A 15,739-nucleotide genomic window follows, 5' to 3' on the forward strand; every position below is an offset into this window, starting at 1 on the left:
CCACGGCTCAGGACATCGCGTGTCTCGGCTTGGGGTCCTTGAAGTGGAGCCGGAGCGACGGATTGAGCCCGTAGGCCAGGGCCAGCAGCTTGATCGGGTGGAGCGTCCGCTTGGAGAGGCCCTGTTCCATCTGGATCCGGCACGCGCCGCACTCGGTCGAGCCGATCTCGATGTCGTCGTCCATCAACCGCTTGTGCAGGCCCCTCCCGGCGCGGAGGCTGGCGCGGAACTGGTCGCGGCGGAGGCCGAACGTCCCCCCCATGCCCGAGCACCCCCGGTTGATGAACTCGACGTCCAGCTCGGGGACCTTCCGGAGCAGGTCGAAGCCGGGGAGCCCCACTTCCAGCGCCCGCAGGTGGCAGGGTTGATGGTAGCCGACCCGCGCCCGGACCGGCTCTCCCGGCGCGGGGAGCTGGCCCCTCGCGTCCAGGCCTTGGAGATACTGGCCCAGGTCCATCGTGCTCTGGGCCACCAGCGCCGCGTCGAGGTCGTCGGTCAGCTTGACGTACTCTTGCCGCAGCATCAGCGCGGCGGTCGGCTCGGAGCAGACCACGGTGTAGCCGTCTCGCACCGCGTCGCCGAGCACGCGGAGGTTCCGCAGGGCCAGTTCCCGCGCGTGATCCACGTCGCCGACGACCAGCGGCGCCATCCCCGAGCTGCGCTGCGAGGGGGGGACGTAGACGTTCACCTCGGCCTGCTGGAGCACCCCGACGACCGATTCGGCCAGCTCGTGGTCGTAGTAGTTGGCGTACACGTCCACGAAGTAGACCACCCGCGGGCCGGGCTTCGACGGCCTCGGCCGGTGGAGACCCAGCTTGGCCGCCCGACGCGTGAACGGCGTCCGCCGCACCGGCGGCAAGACTCGTCGCCGCGAGACCCCCAGCGCCCGCTCCAGGAGCCATCGCGCGCCGCGGCGGGACATCAGGAAGTTGGAGACGATTGGGAACCGGCTGGCCAGCCTCGCCCACATCTCCAGGCGTGAGAAGATCCACTCCTGGGGCGCCAGCCCGTGATCCTCCACGAACGCCGCCTTGGCCTCCATCACCAGGCTCGACACGTCGACGCCCGCCGGACACTCGGTCTGGCAGAGCTTGCAGTGGATGCAGTAGCCGGCCTTGGAGAGAAACTCGGCCGAGCCCCACGAGCGCGGGTCGACCATCCCGGCCGACGCCTGCCGCACCAGATTCGCCAGCGCCCGGGGCGACGCCGCCTCCTCGCCGAAGGCCCGGAAGCTCGGGCACATCCGCAAGGCCGGGTCCGTCCCCCGACAGCTCCCGCAGCCGTTGCACGACGAGGCGACCGTCGTGGGGTCGTCCCCCGGCCACCGCAGGACCGGCAGGATCAAGGGGGACGCCGGCCCGCCGACCGCCGCGACCGCCTGGACGGCCTCCGGCGCGGCGACGAGGCCCGAAGCGGGGCCGGGGCCGACGTCGGGCGTCGGGCCGGGGATCTCCGGGAACGCCTTGAGACGTCGGGCCCCCTGGCGGGCGTCCTCGACGACCTTGCCGGGGTTGAGCAGCCGGCCCGGGTCGAACGCGTCCTTGACGTCGCGGAAGGCGCGCGCCTGTTCGCCGAGCTGCCGGGGGAGGAACGGCGTCCGCAGGAGCCCGCAGCCCTGCGACCCCGCGATCGTGCCGCCGGCCTCCAGGACCACGTCGAAGAACTCCGACGCCAGGTCCTCCAGGCGGTCGAGACCGGCCGGATCGCCCGGGTCCAGGAACGGCCGCATCCGAATCCGACCCTCGGCGGCGAAGACGTCGAGCGTCCAGGTCAGGTCGCGACGGCGGAGCACGTCTTGAAGGCTGCGGATCGCCGGCGCGAGCCCCTCCACGGGGACCGTCACGTCCTCCAGGATCGGCGACGGCGCCGACCGGCCGCGCCCGCGCAGGAACAGCGGCTCGATCCACTTCCTGAGCCGCACCAGCCGCTCGCAGTCCGCCCGACGGTGGACCACGGCCGGGTCGGCCGAGAGCAGCCCGGTGCGATACGCCTTCTCGATCAAAAGCCGGGCCCGACCGGCCACCTCGCCCGGGGAGGCCCCCTCGAACTCGACCACCATCACCGACTCGACCGCCTCGCCGACGTGCTCGCGGAACAGGGGCTCGGCGTCTCGCGCCAGGCTCACCGAACGCCAGTCGTAGAGGTCGCACGCGGTCGGCGAGGTGTCGCCGCCGGTCAGGAACGGCACGCAGCCGGCCGCCTCCACCAGCCGCACGAACGGCAGGATCACCACCGCCGTCGCGGCCGGGAGCGGGACCGTCCGCAAGGTCGCCCGGACGACCATCGCCAGCGTCCCCTCGGCGCCGCAGAGCAGCCGGGCCAGGTCGACGCCCACGTCGTCGGCCGCCTCCCCCAACCGATAGCCGGCGCGATCGCGAAGCGGCGACGCGGCCGTCCCCGACTCGCCCCGCGCCTCCCACGCCCATCGCCGACGTTTGTGGACCCGGAGCAGCTTGCGCACGACCAGCGACTTGAAGTCGGCCGACTCGTCCTCGTACGCGGGCCAGGGCTCGAAGCCGAAATCGGCCGTCTCCCCCTGCGCGGAGACGACGCCCAGCCGCTCCACCCATCGGCTCGTCGGCCCGTATCGGCAGGACCGCGAGCCAGAGGCGTCCACGCCGATCGCCCCTCCCAGCGTCGCCGCCTCCGAGGTCGCGGGCGTCGGCTCCAGGCGGCGGCCCAGGGGGGCGAGCCTCGCGTTCACCGCGTCGAAGACGACGCCCGCCTCGGCCTCCACGCGATCCTCGCCGATCGCCGTGATCCGCCGCAGGTGGCGGCTGAAATCCACGATCAGGCCGTCCCCCAGCGCCCCGCCGCCGGCGTCGGTCGCAGCCCCTCGGGGGTGCAAGGTCAGGCTGTTCTCGGTGGCGTACCGCGCCAACGTCGCCACGTCCTCGGCCGATCGGGGGGCCACCACCCCCAGCGGGTCGATCTCGAACGGCCCCGCCCCCAGCGCGTACGGGGCCCGGTCCAGGGGCTCGAAGTAGAGGTCCCCGGAAACGATGCCGCGCAGGTCGTCGTAGATGCGGGCTCGGCGTTCGTCCACGTGAGCGGCTCGATCCCGTTGCGAAGGCGTGGAAGGGTCGGGCGTCGTCTCGACGAGGCCGACGCCGCCCCGTCCGGTTTGATTCAGACTGGTTCAGCCCGCGTCCCCGCCCGCCCCCGGCCCGGCCGACGCCCCCCGAGCTTTCAGGGCCTCGGCCCGGAACCGCTCCTGGCGATAGCGCTCGGCCACGGCCAGATCGAACGCGCCCAGGCCCCTGGCGGCGAGCCCCGGCCCTCGGAGCTGGCTCGAGCAGCGGTAGCAGACGGCGACGTCGGGGACCCAGCGGTACAGGACCATGTCGAGCAAGAGCGACGAGCCCAGCACCAGATAGGCCGACAGCGGCCGTTCATCATACCAGAACACCGTGCTGACGGCGAACCCCGCCAGCACGATCGCCAGGCCGAGCGCCTGGGGGAAATCCTTGCGGACGTAGAGATCGCCCGCGCCGCAGAGGGGGCAGCCGACCACGCCCCCCTCGGCGTCGAAGGCCGACGGGGCCAGGTCGCGGGCGGCGTGGCAATGCCGGCAGAGCGCGCGGCCCTTCGCCTCCACGTCCTCCGTGTGGTCGATCATCTTGCAGTGGGCACACTCGAACGTCAGTTCCATCGGACCGACCCGCCCTTTCCCAGCCCGGCTCAGAGGATCGGCGCCCCCGCGCGCGAGACCATCAGCGAGACCAACTCTCCGAACAGCACCAGGGCCGTCGCGGCGTACAGGATGCCCGTCGCCGACTGCGTGGACCGGATCGCGACGGCCCGCCACGCCAGGAAGGCGGCCGCCGAAGGCCCCGCCAGCCCCATCCCCCATCGCATCGACGGGAAGAGCCAGGCCGACGACGTCGATGACAGTCCCGCCAGCGGTTCACCCGCCATCAAAAGCCCGACGGTCGCCAGCAGCGCCCGCGCCGCGAGGGCCGTCGCCATCAGCGCGACGCCGCGGCGCAGCGGCCCGATCGAGGCCGTGGGGGCCGTCAGGTACTGGTGTCCCATCAGCATCGCGGCCGTCGCCCCCCCCATCGCGACCCCCGACGCCCATCGGCTGATCGAGTTGAACGACGAAGGCCCCCCCTCCTCGAACGAGAGCCCCGCCAGCCAGGCTCCCGAGAGCCCCGCCAGGGCCGCCAGCGCCGTCGTCCCGACGCTCGACCGTCCGAGGCCCCAGGACGCCGAGCCGACGTAGGCGACCGCGGCGGTCGCGATCATCAGCCCGAATCCCCAGCCCGCCGGAAATCCGTCGCGCCCCCGACTCGCGAGGATCGCGAGCACGACGCCCCCCAGCATAACAAGGCACAACGTCCGGAAGTAAGAGGCCGGCGTCGACCGCCGGGGGGCGGCCGTCGCGGCGACCGCCAGGCCGAAGGCCAGTCGCATCGCAAAATCGGCCAGCATGATCCTCGATCCGATCCTTCAGGGGCGGGGGGGGCGGGGCGGGGCTCGCCTCGCGACTCAGCGCCGGGAGCCGAAGATGAGGGACATGACCTCGGCCCGCGTGGCGGAGTCGTCCTTGAACCCGCCGCGTACGGCGCTGGTGACGAACGAGCTGTCCGGCTTCTGGACGCCTCGGATGGTCATGCAGCTATGGCTGGCTTCGATGACCACGGCCACGCCCCGCGCGTCCAGTTCCCGCATCAGCAGGTCGGCGACCTCCTCGGTCAGCCGCTCCTGGAGCTGGGGACGCTTGGCGAGGACGTCGATGACGCGAGGGATCTTGGAAAGGCCCACGACCTTGCCGTTGGGGATGTACGCCACGTGCGCCTGGCCGATCACCGGCAGCAGGTGATGCTCGCAGAAGCTGACGAACCGGATGTCCCGGATCAGGACCATCTCGTCGCACTTGTGGGTGAACGCCTTGCGAAGGTGGATGCGGGGGTCCTGGTGGAGCCCCTGGAAGACCTCGGCATACATCCTCGCCACGCGGTCGGGCGTCTCCAGCAGGCCCTCGCGGTTGGGGTCCTCGCCCACGGCCAGGAGGATCTCGCGGACGGCCCGGCGGATGCGGTCCAGATCGAAGGGGTGGTGCGGGGTCGACTCGGACATGAAATCGGGGCTTTCTCGGGGTGGGAAATCAGGCGGTTGGCCGAACGCAAGTCGAAACCAAACAAGCACTTCCGCACGAACATTGGATCTATTGTAGGTTTCCCGGCCGGGGAAATCAAGCCGAGGGAGGCCCGCTCAGTTGTCGCTGAAGGGGGGCGGGAACGGGCGCTTCTCGGGGGGAACCAGGACGAGCTCGCCGATCCAACGGTAGAGCATGCGGACCCGGACGTCGACCGAAGGCTCGGCGAGCAGACGCTGTTTGGACTCGGCGGAGAAGGGGAGGGCGTGGGCCATGACGTCGGTCAGGCCCCCGAGCGATTCGGCGTTGGCCAGAAGCTTGAAAAACTCGGGGTCGAAGTCTCCCGCCGCGCCCAGCACGTCGCGGAAGCGATCCACGAGGTACGCCCGGCCTTCCGCCTCGGCCCGCGACGACGGCTCGTCCTCGATCAGCACGACCTCGGCCGTACGGTACAGAAGCTCGGGGTCGGGAGTCTCGCGGATCAGGCGGGCCCGCTTCAGGCCCAGGAGCAGGATGTTGAACCGGCCGTCGGCCAGCCGCTCGTGGTGGACGATCCGCCCCAGGCAGCCGACCTGCGCCACGGGAGGGGGCTCCTTCCACGCCGTCGCCGGATCGGCCGCGACCTGCACCATCGCGATCAGCCGATCGCCGTCCAGCGCATCCTCGACCATCCGCCGATACCGCGGCTCGAAGATGTGCAGCGGGGCGACGACGTGCGGGAACATCACCACCCCGGGGAGCGGGAACAGCCGCGCCCGCCCCGAGAAATCCTTCAAATCCAGCTCGTCGCCCATGCTTCCTCCGCCGTCCATCGTAGGACGCCCCATCTTGACAGCTTTCCCGCCCCGACGCCACAGTCGACGCCGCGAGGCGCAAGGACGATCGGCCCGGGAGGCGGCATGGCGAAGAAGAAGAATCCGGCGGCGATCGACCCGAAGGCCCAGGCCCGGCTCGTCCTGCCGGTACTCAAGAAAGCGTATCCCGAGGCCCTCTGCGCGCTCGTCCACGACGGCCCGTTCCAGCTCCTCGTCGCCACGATCCTCTCGGCCCAGTGCACCGACGCCCGCGTCAACATGGTCACGCCCGAGCTGTTCCAACGCTTCCCCGACGCCCGATCGCTGGCCGCGGCCGACCGCGACGAGGTCGAGGAGGTGGTCCGCTCCACGGGCTTCTTCCGGGCCAAGGCCAGGAATCTGCAGGAGATGGCCGCCAGGCTCCAGCAGGACCACGGCGGCGAGGTCCCCCCCGACCTCGACGCCCTCACGGCGCTCCCCGGCGTCGGCCGCAAGACGGCCAACGTGGTCCTGGGTACGGCCTTCGGCCTGGCGACCGGCGTGGTCGTCGACACCCACGTCAAACGCCTGTCCACCCGCCTGGGCCTCACCTCCCGAGCGACCCCGGAACAGATCGAGCGCGACCTGGTCGCGATCCTCCCGCGCGACGAATGGGTCGGATTCAGCCATCGGCTGATCTTCCTCGGCCGGGAAACCTGCCTGGCGCGCAAGCCGCGATGCAGCCGTTGCCCGATGGCCGATTTCTGCCCCAGGATCGGCGTCACCTCGTCAGCGTAGCGGGATTCCCCTGTCTTCCGCCCCCGCTCGCGGATATCCTGGGCTTCATTCGGACGTTGCGATCGAACAGGGACGAACGACCGGGCGCCGACCCGAGACGCGACCGAAGGGCTTACGCGACCATGCACATCCTCGACATCTTCGACGCCAACCCCACGACCTTCAGCTTCGAGTTCTTCCCGCCGAAGACCGACAAGGCGTCGGCCGACCTGTTCGAGAACATCGCCCGGCTCCAGGAGTTGCAGCCGTCGTTCGTGTCGGTGACCTACGGGGCCGGCGGCTCCACCCGTGAGCGCACCCACGACCTGATCGTCCGCATCCAGCAGCAGACCAACATCACGGCCGTCTCCCACCTGACCTGCGTCTGCCACTCGGAACCGGAACTGGCCGCGATCCTCGACCGCTACGCCGAATCCGGCATCGAGAACATCCTGGCCCTCCGCGGCGACCCCCCCCGGAACCTCGAAGCCTACGACCCCGCCGCCGACGCCTTCCAGTACGCCGACCAGCTCGTCCGATTCGTCCGCTCCCGCACGACCGGCGACGCGCGCGGATTCGGCGTCGGCGTGGCCGGCTTCCCCGAGGGCCATCCGGGGACCCCCAACCGCCGCGAGGAGATGGACAACCTCAAGCGCAAGGTCGACGCCGGGGCCGACTACATCTGCACCCAGCTCTTCTTCGGCAACGACGACTTCTACGACTTCCGCGAGCGCTGCGACCTGGCCGGGATCCGCGTGCCGATCCTCGCCGGGATCATGCCGATCACCTCGCGCGAGACCCTGATGCGGATCTTCGAGCTGGCCCTGGGCGCGCGGGTCCCGGCCAAGCTCCTCCGCGCCGTCGACCGCTGCGGCGATTCCAACGAGTCGATCGCCAAGGTCGGCGTCCACTGGGCCACCGAGCAGTGCCGCGACCTGCTGGACAATCAGGTCCGGGGGCTCCACTTCTACACCTTGAACCGCTCCGACGCCACCCGGCGGATCTACGAGAATTTGGGCGTCAAGGACTCCCTGGCCCTCGCCAGCCGCAAGCCGGCCTGAGACCCGACGATGCACCCCCGCGATCTCTCGCGACGGCTCAAGGAACAGGCGATCGCCCTGGGCTTCGACCGCGCGGGGATCGCCCCGGCCGTCCGCCCCCCGGACTACGACCGATTCCGCGACTGGCTCGACTCCGGCTTCGACGCCGGCATGACCTACCTGCGCAAGCACGCCGACGCCCGCGCCCACCCCGATTCCGTCCTGGAAGGGGTCCGCTCGGTCCTCATGGTCAGCCTGGTCTACGGCGAAGGTCCGTCCGGCCCCCCCCGGCCGACCTCCGGCAAGATCGCCCGATATGCGCGAGGGGACGACTACCACCACGTCGTCCGGGCCCGGCTGGAAGCCCTGATCGAATGGCTCCGGGCCGAGGCCCCCGGCGTCTCGGCCCGGGCGGTGGTCGACACGGCGCCCTTGCTGGAGCGCGACTTCGCCAGGCTCGCCGGCCTGGGCTGGATCGGCAAGAACACCCTGCTGATCGACCGGAAGCTCGGCAGCTTCACGTTCCTGGGGGCCTTGCTGGTCGACGTCGACCTGGAGCCGGACGCCCCGCACGAGACGTCGCACTGCGGGACCTGCACGCGATGCCTCGACGCCTGCCCGACGGACGCCTTCGACGGCCCCCACCGGCTCGACGCCCGCAAGTGCATCAGCTACTGGACCATCGAGCACGTCGGCCCGATCCCCGAGCCGGCGGGGTCGAACCTCGACGGCTGGGTCTTCGGCTGCGACGTCTGCCAGGACGTCTGCCCGTGGAACCGCAAGGCCCCCCCCGGCCTCATCCCCGAGTTGGCCCCACGGCCCGAGTGGGACGCCCCCGACCTGCTGGAATGGCTGGGCCGCTCAAAGGGGGACTGGAAGCGGGCGCTCCGGGGCTCGGCGATGCAACGGACCCGCCGCAACGGCCTGCTCCGCAACGCCGCGATGGCGATGGGCGTGGAGGGCCGACTCGACGCCGTCCCGGCGCTCGCCGGGCGCCTGGCCGATCGCGGCGAGGATTCCGCCGTCCGGGCCGCCGCCGCCTGGGCGCTCGGCCGGCTGGCCACGCCCGAGGCGCGGGCCGCGCTCGACGCCCATCGCCACGACGACGACCCGGCCGTCCGCGAGGCCGTCGCGGGGGCCGGGTGAGCCGGGAAGCGTGGCGTCGTCGCAATCCGCCCGAAGCGGAACGGCCGGGCCGAGGTCAGGAGACCTTCTTCGGGATCGTGTTGACGACGGTGGGCGGATTCGTGCTGTAGTTCACCGGGGCGATGGCGCCGGAGATGACCTGGCCGAAGGCGTCGGCGGCCGTCACCTTGAAGGTGTTCGATCCGTCGCCGAGCTGCACGTCGATCGTGTACTTGCCGTCGGCGCCGACGGTCGCGGTCCCGCCCGGCGAGTTGCCGTTGATCTCCGCGAACGTGATCGACGCGTTCGGGGAGGCCGACCCGATGAACTTCACCACCCGCTGGTTGGTGATCCGGTCGGAGACGCCCGTGTCGCTGGCCGGGTCCAGGTTGACGCTGGTCACGGGGCTGATGATCGTCTTGGCGCCCACGTTCTGCCCGGCCATGCGGACGTCGCGGATGTCGATCTTGCCGTCCCGGTTGGAGTCGGCGTCGAACGAATAGCCGTCGTCGGTCGAGATCTTGCCGAACTGGGCGGCGATCTTCTGGATGTCGTCCTTGCTGACGACGCCGTCGCCGTCCGCGTCGCCGGGCAGGTAGAAGCCCAGCAGGTACGCGCCGGTCTCCGAGGTCGAGCCCCGGACGTCGACCCTGTACGACGTGGCCGCCTGCCCCTCCCTGGGGGCCGTCAGGCTCGCCGTCACGGCCGAGCTGCGCGGGCTCAGCAGCCCCTGGGTCTTGACGATCGTCTGCGAGTAGGTCGCCCGCTGGAACGGCACGCCCCGGCCGTTGGCCGACCGGATCGAGACGATCTCCGGCTTGACCTGCGAGCCGGGGTCGGCGGCGACGTCGATCCCCAGGACGATCCGCCCCCTCGCGCCGGGGGTGAAGTGGGTCGAGTCGAACTTCACCTCGACCGTCGTCGCCTTGCCCGCCTCCGCCACGGACCCGGGGACGATGGCGAACGTGCTTCCCATCCCCGCGCTGAGCACCCGACGCTCCTCGAGCGCGTCGACGGCCAACACGGGCTTGCGACGGTTCCGCTGCAGTTCCCGAGACTCGTTCATCTGGAGGCCCTCCTGAGCCGACGGCCGACGGACGATCCAGGCGCCGGTCGGTCGTGATCGCTTCCCCAAAACGGTCGGACGTGCGTCCGGCCCCGCGCCCGCCGCATCTCGCCGCGAGGCGCACGGCTCGGCCGCGATAGGATCTTTAGATCGACCGCCCCAGGCCGGAACTTCACCCGAATCCGAAAAACCCCGACCGCCCGCAATCTTCACTCAGCCCGCAAACACAAACGCCAGCCGCCGGCCCATCCCGTCTCCAGGATGGCCGGCGGTGGTCGATTTTGCGGAGATGCAGGAGCAGCCGCGCCGGGCCTGGATTCCGTCCCGGAAGGGGGCTGGAGGCTCGGACGACGTCCTTCCCGCCTCCCGGGGGAGGTTGGCCCGAGAGGCCGGAGGAGGGGGAGGACCAGCGCGAAGGCGGCTGGCGCGACCTAAGGCCGGCTTGAAATCCGACGCCTCTGTGGGCGAGTCTCTTACTTGGCCGCGAAGTTCCGGTGCGACATCCCCAACTTGGGAGAGCCCAGGGTCGCCGGGGAGGGCGGGGGGGAAGACGTGGCGGCTTCCAGGCCGTCCGTCCCGGGGTCGAGCTTGCGAAGCCGCCAGGCGACGGCGACGAAGAGCACGAAGGCCGACCACATGAACATGCCGTAGCCCTGCGCGATCTCATGGCCCTTGCCGTGGGCGAACAGGCCGCCGAACTCGCTCGACGTGCTCGCCATCAGCAGGAACGACGCCACCAGGGCCGCGAAGATCCCTCGACGCGCCCGGAGCGGGGTCCGGGGCGAAAAGAGTTCGGCCATCAGGAAGGTGAACGGAAAGACCATCGTCACGAAGTGGTGCTTCCAGCTCCGCTCGGAGAGGAAGAGCATGGCCAGCACGACGAGGGAGATCTCCCCCAGATAGCTGAGGTTCGTGCGGTCGGGATCCTTGGCGCGGCAGAAGAAGGCCAGGGCCGCGATGAAGGCGAGGCTCACCACCTTGACCAACCCGGCGACGAAATCCGGCGGCAGCGCCGCCAGGTTCAGGTCGAACTGGACGTCGTAGCGGTTCGTCCCCGGCTCGATCTCGGTCAGCATCCGGGTCATGACGCCGACCATCGACTGATTCGCCTCTTGCGGGCTGGTGTTCCCCTCGACCAGAAACGGCGTGACGATCCGCTGGCACCACGTCGAGAGGCAGAGCGCGTTGAACCGGGGTCCGATCACGGCGCTCGGCACGATCAGGAGGAACAGGAAGAGTCCCGCGATCGTCCAGCCCACCGTCCGCCACGATCGCTTGTACACGAAGTAGGGCAGGAACAGCGCGGGGGTCACCTTGAACGAGATCGCCAGGGCGAGCGACAGCCCCGCCAGCCTGTCGAACCCCTTCCGCCAGGCCTGGAACATCGCGGCCAGGAAGAAGAGGATCAGCAGGTTGATGTTGCCGTGGTGCAGGTCCCCCAGGATCGGCCGGAGGGCCAGCAGCAGGACCGCCGTCTGGAAGAACGGCGGCAGGGGTTTGCCCCGGACTCGCACCGCGTCGAAGCAGATCAGGAGCGTGATCGACGTCAGCGCGGCCTTGATCAAGAACCAGCTCATCGCCGCGGCGACCGGCGGCAGGGTCATGAGCGGATAGAGCGTGATCGGCATGATCGGCGGGTTGGGGAAGTACATCTTGTCATAGATGTTCGTCCCCTCCCAGAATTTCAGCACCTGGGGCTGCCACCGCACGAAGGCGCTCCGCGAGTCGGCCGCCTTGGGGTAGTAGAACGCCGCCGCGATGACCACGACGGCCGCCCAGATGCCCCAGAAAACGGGCTGCGTGAGGCGTCCCATGGCGCGGCGCTTGGCTTCGGTGTCGATCTCGGGCACAGCGTACTCCCTCCCTGGAGAAAGCCGCGCGGAACGAATCAGCAGGCAACGCGTGCTTCGTCGCGGACTGTGTGGGAGCCCTTCACCGGCTCGACGACCAGGGCACCCGGATCGGCGGCGCCATCTCCAGCGTCACCTCCGAGACCCCCGCGGCGGGCCGGACCCGGATGAATGGGACCGGGTCTTCCTCCGCGTATTCCTCGTCGACCGGCACGGCCGATTGGGCCTGCAAGCTCGGGACGGAGTGATACCGCAAGACGACGCAACCGTCAAGATCGGGGACCATCTCCCGGACCACCAACCTCCCCGGACTCGCCTCGACCCGCGCCGAGCCTCGGATCGCGTCGCCGTCGAACCCCTCGATCCGGGCGAACAACAGCGTACCGTCGTCGTCCAGGATCGTCGCCAGGTCCGGGTTGTCGCGGCAGAACCGCCGCGCGTGGGGGGTCCAGCAGAGGAGGAACCGGGGCCGATAGACCTTCGCGTACCGCTCGAAGAACGCCCGGTCCCAGCCCTGACGGCCGAACAGCCGGTCGCCGCCGAACTGGGTGAAGTTCGTCTTGAGGTTCGCGCGGAGGTAGGGCCCGCCGATCAGCTCGGCCCCGGTCTTCCAGGGCAGAAGGCCGCTGAACCGCCCGCCGCCGAACGGGTCGGGCGAGCCCGGCACGTCCTCGCCCCCTTCCTCGTAGAGCACGCGCTCGCCCGGCTTCACGTTCTCCTGGAACCGCTTCAGGATCCAGAAGAACCGGGGAGGGGGCTGCGTCGAGAGGAACGTCGGCTCGGTCAGGACCCGAGAACGGATCGAGCCGACGGCCGGCGTCCCGAGGATGCGGACCCCGATCAGCACCGCCGCGAACACGGCCCAGCGATCGAGCCGGACGGCCTCCGAGCCCGCCGCCCCCGGCCTCGGCCGCAGCCGGGCGACGACCGCCGACCCCGCCGCCCCGACGCCACGGCCAGGGCCGAATAGAGGGCGAACGTGTGCCTTCCCGGCTGGAGGAAGTCGAGCGCGCGGAGGTCGGCCGCCGTGTAGGCCCAGAACCAGCCCGCCGCCGCCACCCCCGCCAGCGCCAGGCCGCGGCCCAGCCCGCGAGTCGCCAGCACCATCAGCCCCGGCAGGCCCAGTCCCACCAGGATCAGCTCCGCGGGCGCCTCGCTCGTGAAAAGCTGGACGATCCGCGACATCGAGCCTTCCGGGTGGACGAAAGCGAAGCCGCTCTCCCCCTTCGTGGCCGACAGCCACAACGCCGGCGCCCACCAGAAAGCGTTGAGGGCCAGCACGACCACCGGGACCGCCCAGACTCCCAGGTGCCGCGAGATCGGCAGCCCCTCGCCGCGCCGACGCCTCGCGAACCAGACCCCCAGGTACGCCAGGACCCCGGCGGGCGCGACCAGCATCCCGGCCGTCAGGTGCATCAGGAACGCGACCGAGCAGAGCAGGGCGGCGGCCAGCCAGCGTCCGAAGCCGCCGACGTCGACGAACCGGCCGAACATCCCGGCCGCGATCAGGCAGGTCGGCGCCGCCACGAAATACGGGAGCATCCCGAAGCCGACGTAGTTGATCGGCCAGTCCGTCCAGACGTATCCCAGGAACAGGATGACGGCCGTCGCGATCGCCCCTCGTCCCATCCCTTGCACCCACCCCGCGCATGCCACGAGCCACGGGGCGGCGGCCGCCGCCAGCAGCAGGTAGAGCTTGAACGCCCGCTCGGGCCGGCCCCCCCGAACGCCCAGACGGCCGCCTCGGGGAGCGTCGACGAGGCCGGGAAGACCACGCTCTTGGGATACCCCGCCATGAACGTCGGATCATATCCGGCCGTCGTCCCCGACTGCGCCAGGAAGGCCCGCGTCACCAGCGCGCTGTGGAAATAAAGCGGATGATCGTCCCGCCACGGCACCCAGTCGCCATCAATGCCTTCCCAACCGCCCAGCCCTCGCCAGATCGCCCAGCCATGCGCCAGCGACGCCGCGACGATCAAGACGGCGGCGAGGCGTCGCGGCCATCGCCGCACGACCACGGGAATCGGCGCGGGCGCCGGCGCTTCCGCAGCCGCTTCGACGCGAGGGAAGGGGGTCGCCCGCGGTTCCGGGACGTCCGCGAACGGGATGGGATCGTCGTCGATCATCGAGGGGCTCGCGGAAGGTCGGGAAGCCTGGCGGTCGGGCCCAGCGCCCCCGATCCACGCCGACCGGATCATAGCACCGGCGGCCGTCGGCGTGCAAAGTCGTGGCCCGACCGGGTTGCGGTTCGGGTCTCAGGGGACGTTCGCCGCGGCCTTCTTCATCTCCGCGAGAAGCTCGTCGACGGCCTTGTCGAGCGCCTCGCCGCGCACGTCGACACCCCGGATGACGCCGGCGGAGTCGAGGATGTAGACCGTGGGCCAGTGTCGGACGTCGTAAGCGGTCTGGATGCCCCCGCGAAAGCCGCCGTCCCACCACGAGGGCCAGGTCATCTCCTTGTCGCGGGTCGCCTGGCGGGCCTTCTCGCGATCGTCGGCCTCGTCGGAGTTGACGCCGAGCAGGGCGAACGGCTCCGCTTTCAGCCGCGCGACCAGCTCGCGCTCATGGGGGACCATCGCCATGCAGGGGCCGCACCAGGTCCCCCAGAAGCAGACGACGACGACCTTGCCGCGATGGTCCGAGAGCTTCAGCGGACGGCCGTCGAGGTCCTCGCCGACGATCTCGGGCGCGATCTTGCCGACCTTCAAATTGGGGAGGTTCGCGATCCTCGCCAGTTCGGCCTTCGCCTTGTCGGCCAACTTGAAGTCGCCGTCGGCCGAGTCGACGTCCGGGAACTCGGCGACGACCCGCTCGAACTCCGCATTCGCCCGATCGAGCCGCGCCTTCCTGGCGGCCTCGGTCTGCCCCTGGGCGCCGAAGGATTCATCGGCCGCGTAGCGATGGCAGATGGTCAGGGCGTAGGTCGCTTGCCCCCGAACGGCCCGCTCCGGATGGTTCCCGGCCACCTCGCCGAGGAGGCCGGTCATGTCCTCGCGGGTGGCGAGGGCGGCGCAGAGCTTCCCCATCCGGGGGTCGTTCCGGAAGTGCTCGCTCACGATCCGAACGAGATCCGGGTCGAGATAACTCCGCATCGTATCGGTCAGGACGATCAGCCCGTCAAGCGTCGCGGGATCGGCCGGATGGGCGCGGATCAGGGCGCGAAGCTCGTCCATCATCGCGAACCAATCGCGCTGAAAGGCCTCGTTCTCGTCGGTGATCTTCTGCTGGCGGGCCTTCTCGTCCAGCGAGTTGGCGGCGCGCAGCTCGACCGTGAAAGCCTCCTCGCGCGTCTCGAACCGTTGCTTGAGAGCCCCGATGCGCTCGCCCAGGGGAGGCTCCTCGGGGCGAGGCTCGTCGAGGGGCGTCCCGAGGGTCGCCAGGAGGACGGCCAGGCGGAGCAGGGGGGCGAAGGTCGACACGGCGTGGCTCCCGTACGAAGGACGAGGAGACGAAACACGGGTGGGGACGACCGAGGCGGATCGAATCGGATCGGGACGGGATCGAGTCGAGCTTTCGCGATGGCGATCGGCGGCAATGCGGCCCGCAGGATTCGAACCTGCAACCAAGGGATTCAAGGGCCCCCGCGTTTCCACGGGGCTTGGACTATCTCATCCTCGCCTTGACCCCGGAGGGGCAGGGGAGGCCGGGCGCTCTCGGCGGGGGTTATCGTTGGGGCTCACCCCGCTAGTCTCTGAACCTTCCTGGCCACCGTTAGCCCGGCCAGGCTTGGCTGCGGATCGCCGTGCCCCCTCGCGGAGGTTTAGGGTTCCCGCAATTCACCCGGTTCGCGTTCAGGGGTCGCCCCCCGACGCCACCATTCTTCGCTCGCGCTTGATTGATGAGTCCCCTGCTCTGCCGTTGAGCTAGGGCCGCATGATCCCCGACGCCGGATCGACGCCCGGGATCGACGACATCATCGCCGCTGGCGGCCGGAATGACAAGGCCGGGGCCGCGCGGCCCTTCGAAACGACGAACCGCCGCGAGGGTCGCTCGCGGCGGTCGACGGC

General features: G+C 70.5%; 14 protein-coding genes. 4 read left to right on the plus strand and 10 right to left on the minus strand.

The window, feature by feature from the left end; translation table 11 throughout:
* Positions 1-7: 7 nt before the first annotated feature.
* The 5 genes from VT85_RS08250 to VT85_RS08270 all read right to left on the minus strand — a co-directional run bounded on the left by VT85_RS08250 (position 8) and on the right by VT85_RS08270 (position 5,895).
* Positions 8-3,046, minus strand: coding sequence for an FAD-binding and (Fe-S)-binding domain-containing protein (locus tag VT85_RS08250; protein WP_068413176.1), 3,039 nt, complete (start codon positions 3,044-3,046; stop codon positions 8-10).
* Positions 3,047-3,139: 93 nt separating this feature from the next.
* Positions 3,140-3,652: a hypothetical protein gene (locus VT85_RS08255; protein WP_068413178.1), complete on the minus strand. Its 513-nt coding sequence runs from the start codon at positions 3,650-3,652 to the stop codon at positions 3,140-3,142.
* 29 nt (positions 3,653-3,681) lie between these two features.
* On the minus strand, positions 3,682-4,434 hold the full coding sequence (locus tag VT85_RS08260) for a hypothetical protein (protein WP_068413181.1): 753 nt from the start codon (positions 4,432-4,434) through the stop codon (positions 3,682-3,684).
* Positions 4,435-4,491: 57 nt separating this feature from the next.
* On the minus strand, positions 4,492-5,082 hold the full coding sequence (gene folE, locus VT85_RS08265) for a GTP cyclohydrolase I FolE (protein WP_068413187.1): 591 nt from the start codon (positions 5,080-5,082) through the stop codon (positions 4,492-4,494).
* 135 nt (positions 5,083-5,217) lie between these two features.
* On the minus strand, positions 5,218-5,895 hold the full coding sequence (locus VT85_RS08270; RefSeq protein WP_068413190.1) for an LON peptidase substrate-binding domain-containing protein: 678 nt from the start codon (positions 5,893-5,895) through the stop codon (positions 5,218-5,220).
* Between the two features lie 105 nt (positions 5,896-6,000).
* On the opposite strand from VT85_RS08270, the gene nth reads away from it, so the two are divergent.
* The 3 genes from nth to queG all read left to right on the plus strand — a co-directional run bounded on the left by nth (position 6,001) and on the right by queG (position 8,837).
* A complete protein-coding gene (gene nth / locus VT85_RS08275; protein ID WP_068413193.1) occupies positions 6,001-6,672 on the plus strand; it encodes an endonuclease III in 672 nt (223 codons plus the stop codon).
* A 122-nt stretch (positions 6,673-6,794) separates the two neighbouring features.
* Positions 6,795-7,712 (plus strand): methylenetetrahydrofolate reductase [NAD(P)H], encoded by a 918-nt coding sequence (gene metF, locus VT85_RS08280; RefSeq protein WP_068413196.1) that lies wholly within the window; start codon positions 6,795-6,797, stop codon positions 7,710-7,712.
* 9 nt (positions 7,713-7,721) lie between these two features.
* The gene (gene queG, locus VT85_RS08285) at positions 7,722-8,837 is read left to right on the plus strand and encodes a tRNA epoxyqueuosine(34) reductase QueG (protein ID WP_068413199.1); all 1,116 of its coding nucleotides are present in this window, start codon (positions 7,722-7,724) and stop codon (positions 8,835-8,837) included.
* A 55-nt stretch (positions 8,838-8,892) separates the two neighbouring features.
* Here the strand turns inward: queG and VT85_RS08290 are convergent, their stop codons facing one another.
* The 4 genes from VT85_RS08290 to VT85_RS27465 all read right to left on the minus strand — a co-directional run bounded on the left by VT85_RS08290 (position 8,893) and on the right by VT85_RS27465 (position 13,361).
* Positions 8,893-9,882, minus strand: a complete 990-nt coding sequence (locus tag VT85_RS08290) for an Ig-like domain-containing protein (RefSeq protein WP_068413202.1) — start codon at positions 9,880-9,882, stop codon at positions 8,893-8,895.
* 473 nt (positions 9,883-10,355) lie between these two features.
* Positions 10,356-11,732, minus strand: a complete 1,377-nt coding sequence (locus VT85_RS08295; protein ID WP_068413209.1) for a glycosyltransferase family 87 protein — start codon at positions 11,730-11,732, stop codon at positions 10,356-10,358.
* An 82-nt stretch (positions 11,733-11,814) separates the two neighbouring features.
* Positions 11,815-12,591, minus strand: a complete 777-nt coding sequence (locus VT85_RS27460; protein WP_156512749.1) for a hypothetical protein — start codon at positions 12,589-12,591, stop codon at positions 11,815-11,817.
* Positions 12,573-13,361: a hypothetical protein gene (locus tag VT85_RS27465; RefSeq protein ID WP_156512750.1), complete on the minus strand. Its 789-nt coding sequence runs from the start codon at positions 13,359-13,361 to the stop codon at positions 12,573-12,575. Before VT85_RS27465 ends, VT85_RS27460 begins: the two co-directional genes overlap by 19 nt.
* 3 nt (positions 13,362-13,364) lie before the next feature.
* Between VT85_RS27465 and VT85_RS27470 the strand changes: the two genes are divergently transcribed.
* Positions 13,365-13,604, plus strand: coding sequence for a hypothetical protein (locus tag VT85_RS27470; protein ID WP_156512751.1), 240 nt, complete (start codon positions 13,365-13,367; stop codon positions 13,602-13,604).
* Between the two features lie 383 nt (positions 13,605-13,987).
* Here VT85_RS27470 and VT85_RS08305 read toward each other — a convergent pair whose 3' ends face one another.
* Complete coding sequence (locus VT85_RS08305; RefSeq protein ID WP_068413212.1) at positions 13,988-15,151, minus strand: TlpA family protein disulfide reductase; 1,164 nt, start codon at positions 15,149-15,151, stop codon at positions 13,988-13,990.
* Between the last annotated feature and the right edge of the window lie 588 nt (positions 15,152-15,739).

This window comes from Planctomyces sp. SH-PL62 (assembly GCF_001610895.1).
Lineage (GTDB): Bacteria > Planctomycetota > Planctomycetia > Isosphaerales > Isosphaeraceae > Paludisphaera.

Coding starts and splice junctions, on each gene's coding strand:
- VT85_RS08255 (WP_068413178.1), bottom strand. CDS start 3,652: ATGGAACTGACGTTCGAGTGTGCCCACTGCAAGATGATCGACCACACG.
- VT85_RS08260 (WP_068413181.1), bottom strand. CDS start 4,434: ATGCTGGCCGATTTTGCGATGCGACTGGCCTTCGGCCTGGCGGTCGCC.
- folE (WP_068413187.1), bottom strand. CDS start 5,082: ATGTCCGAGTCGACCCCGCACCACCCCTTCGATCTGGACCGCATCCGC.
- VT85_RS08270 (WP_068413190.1), bottom strand. CDS start 5,895: ATGGGCGACGAGCTGGATTTGAAGGATTTCTCGGGGCGGGCGCGGCTG.
- nth (WP_068413193.1), top strand. CDS start 6,001: ATGGCGAAGAAGAAGAATCCGGCGGCGATCGACCCGAAGGCCCAGGCC.
- metF (WP_068413196.1), top strand. CDS start 6,795: ATGCACATCCTCGACATCTTCGACGCCAACCCCACGACCTTCAGCTTC.
- queG (WP_068413199.1), top strand. CDS start 7,722: ATGCACCCCCGCGATCTCTCGCGACGGCTCAAGGAACAGGCGATCGCC.
- VT85_RS08290 (WP_068413202.1), bottom strand. CDS start 9,882: ATGAACGAGTCTCGGGAACTGCAGCGGAACCGTCGCAAGCCCGTGTTG.
- VT85_RS27465 (WP_156512750.1), bottom strand. CDS start 13,361: ATGGGACGAGGGGCGATCGCGACGGCCGTCATCCTGTTCCTGGGATAC.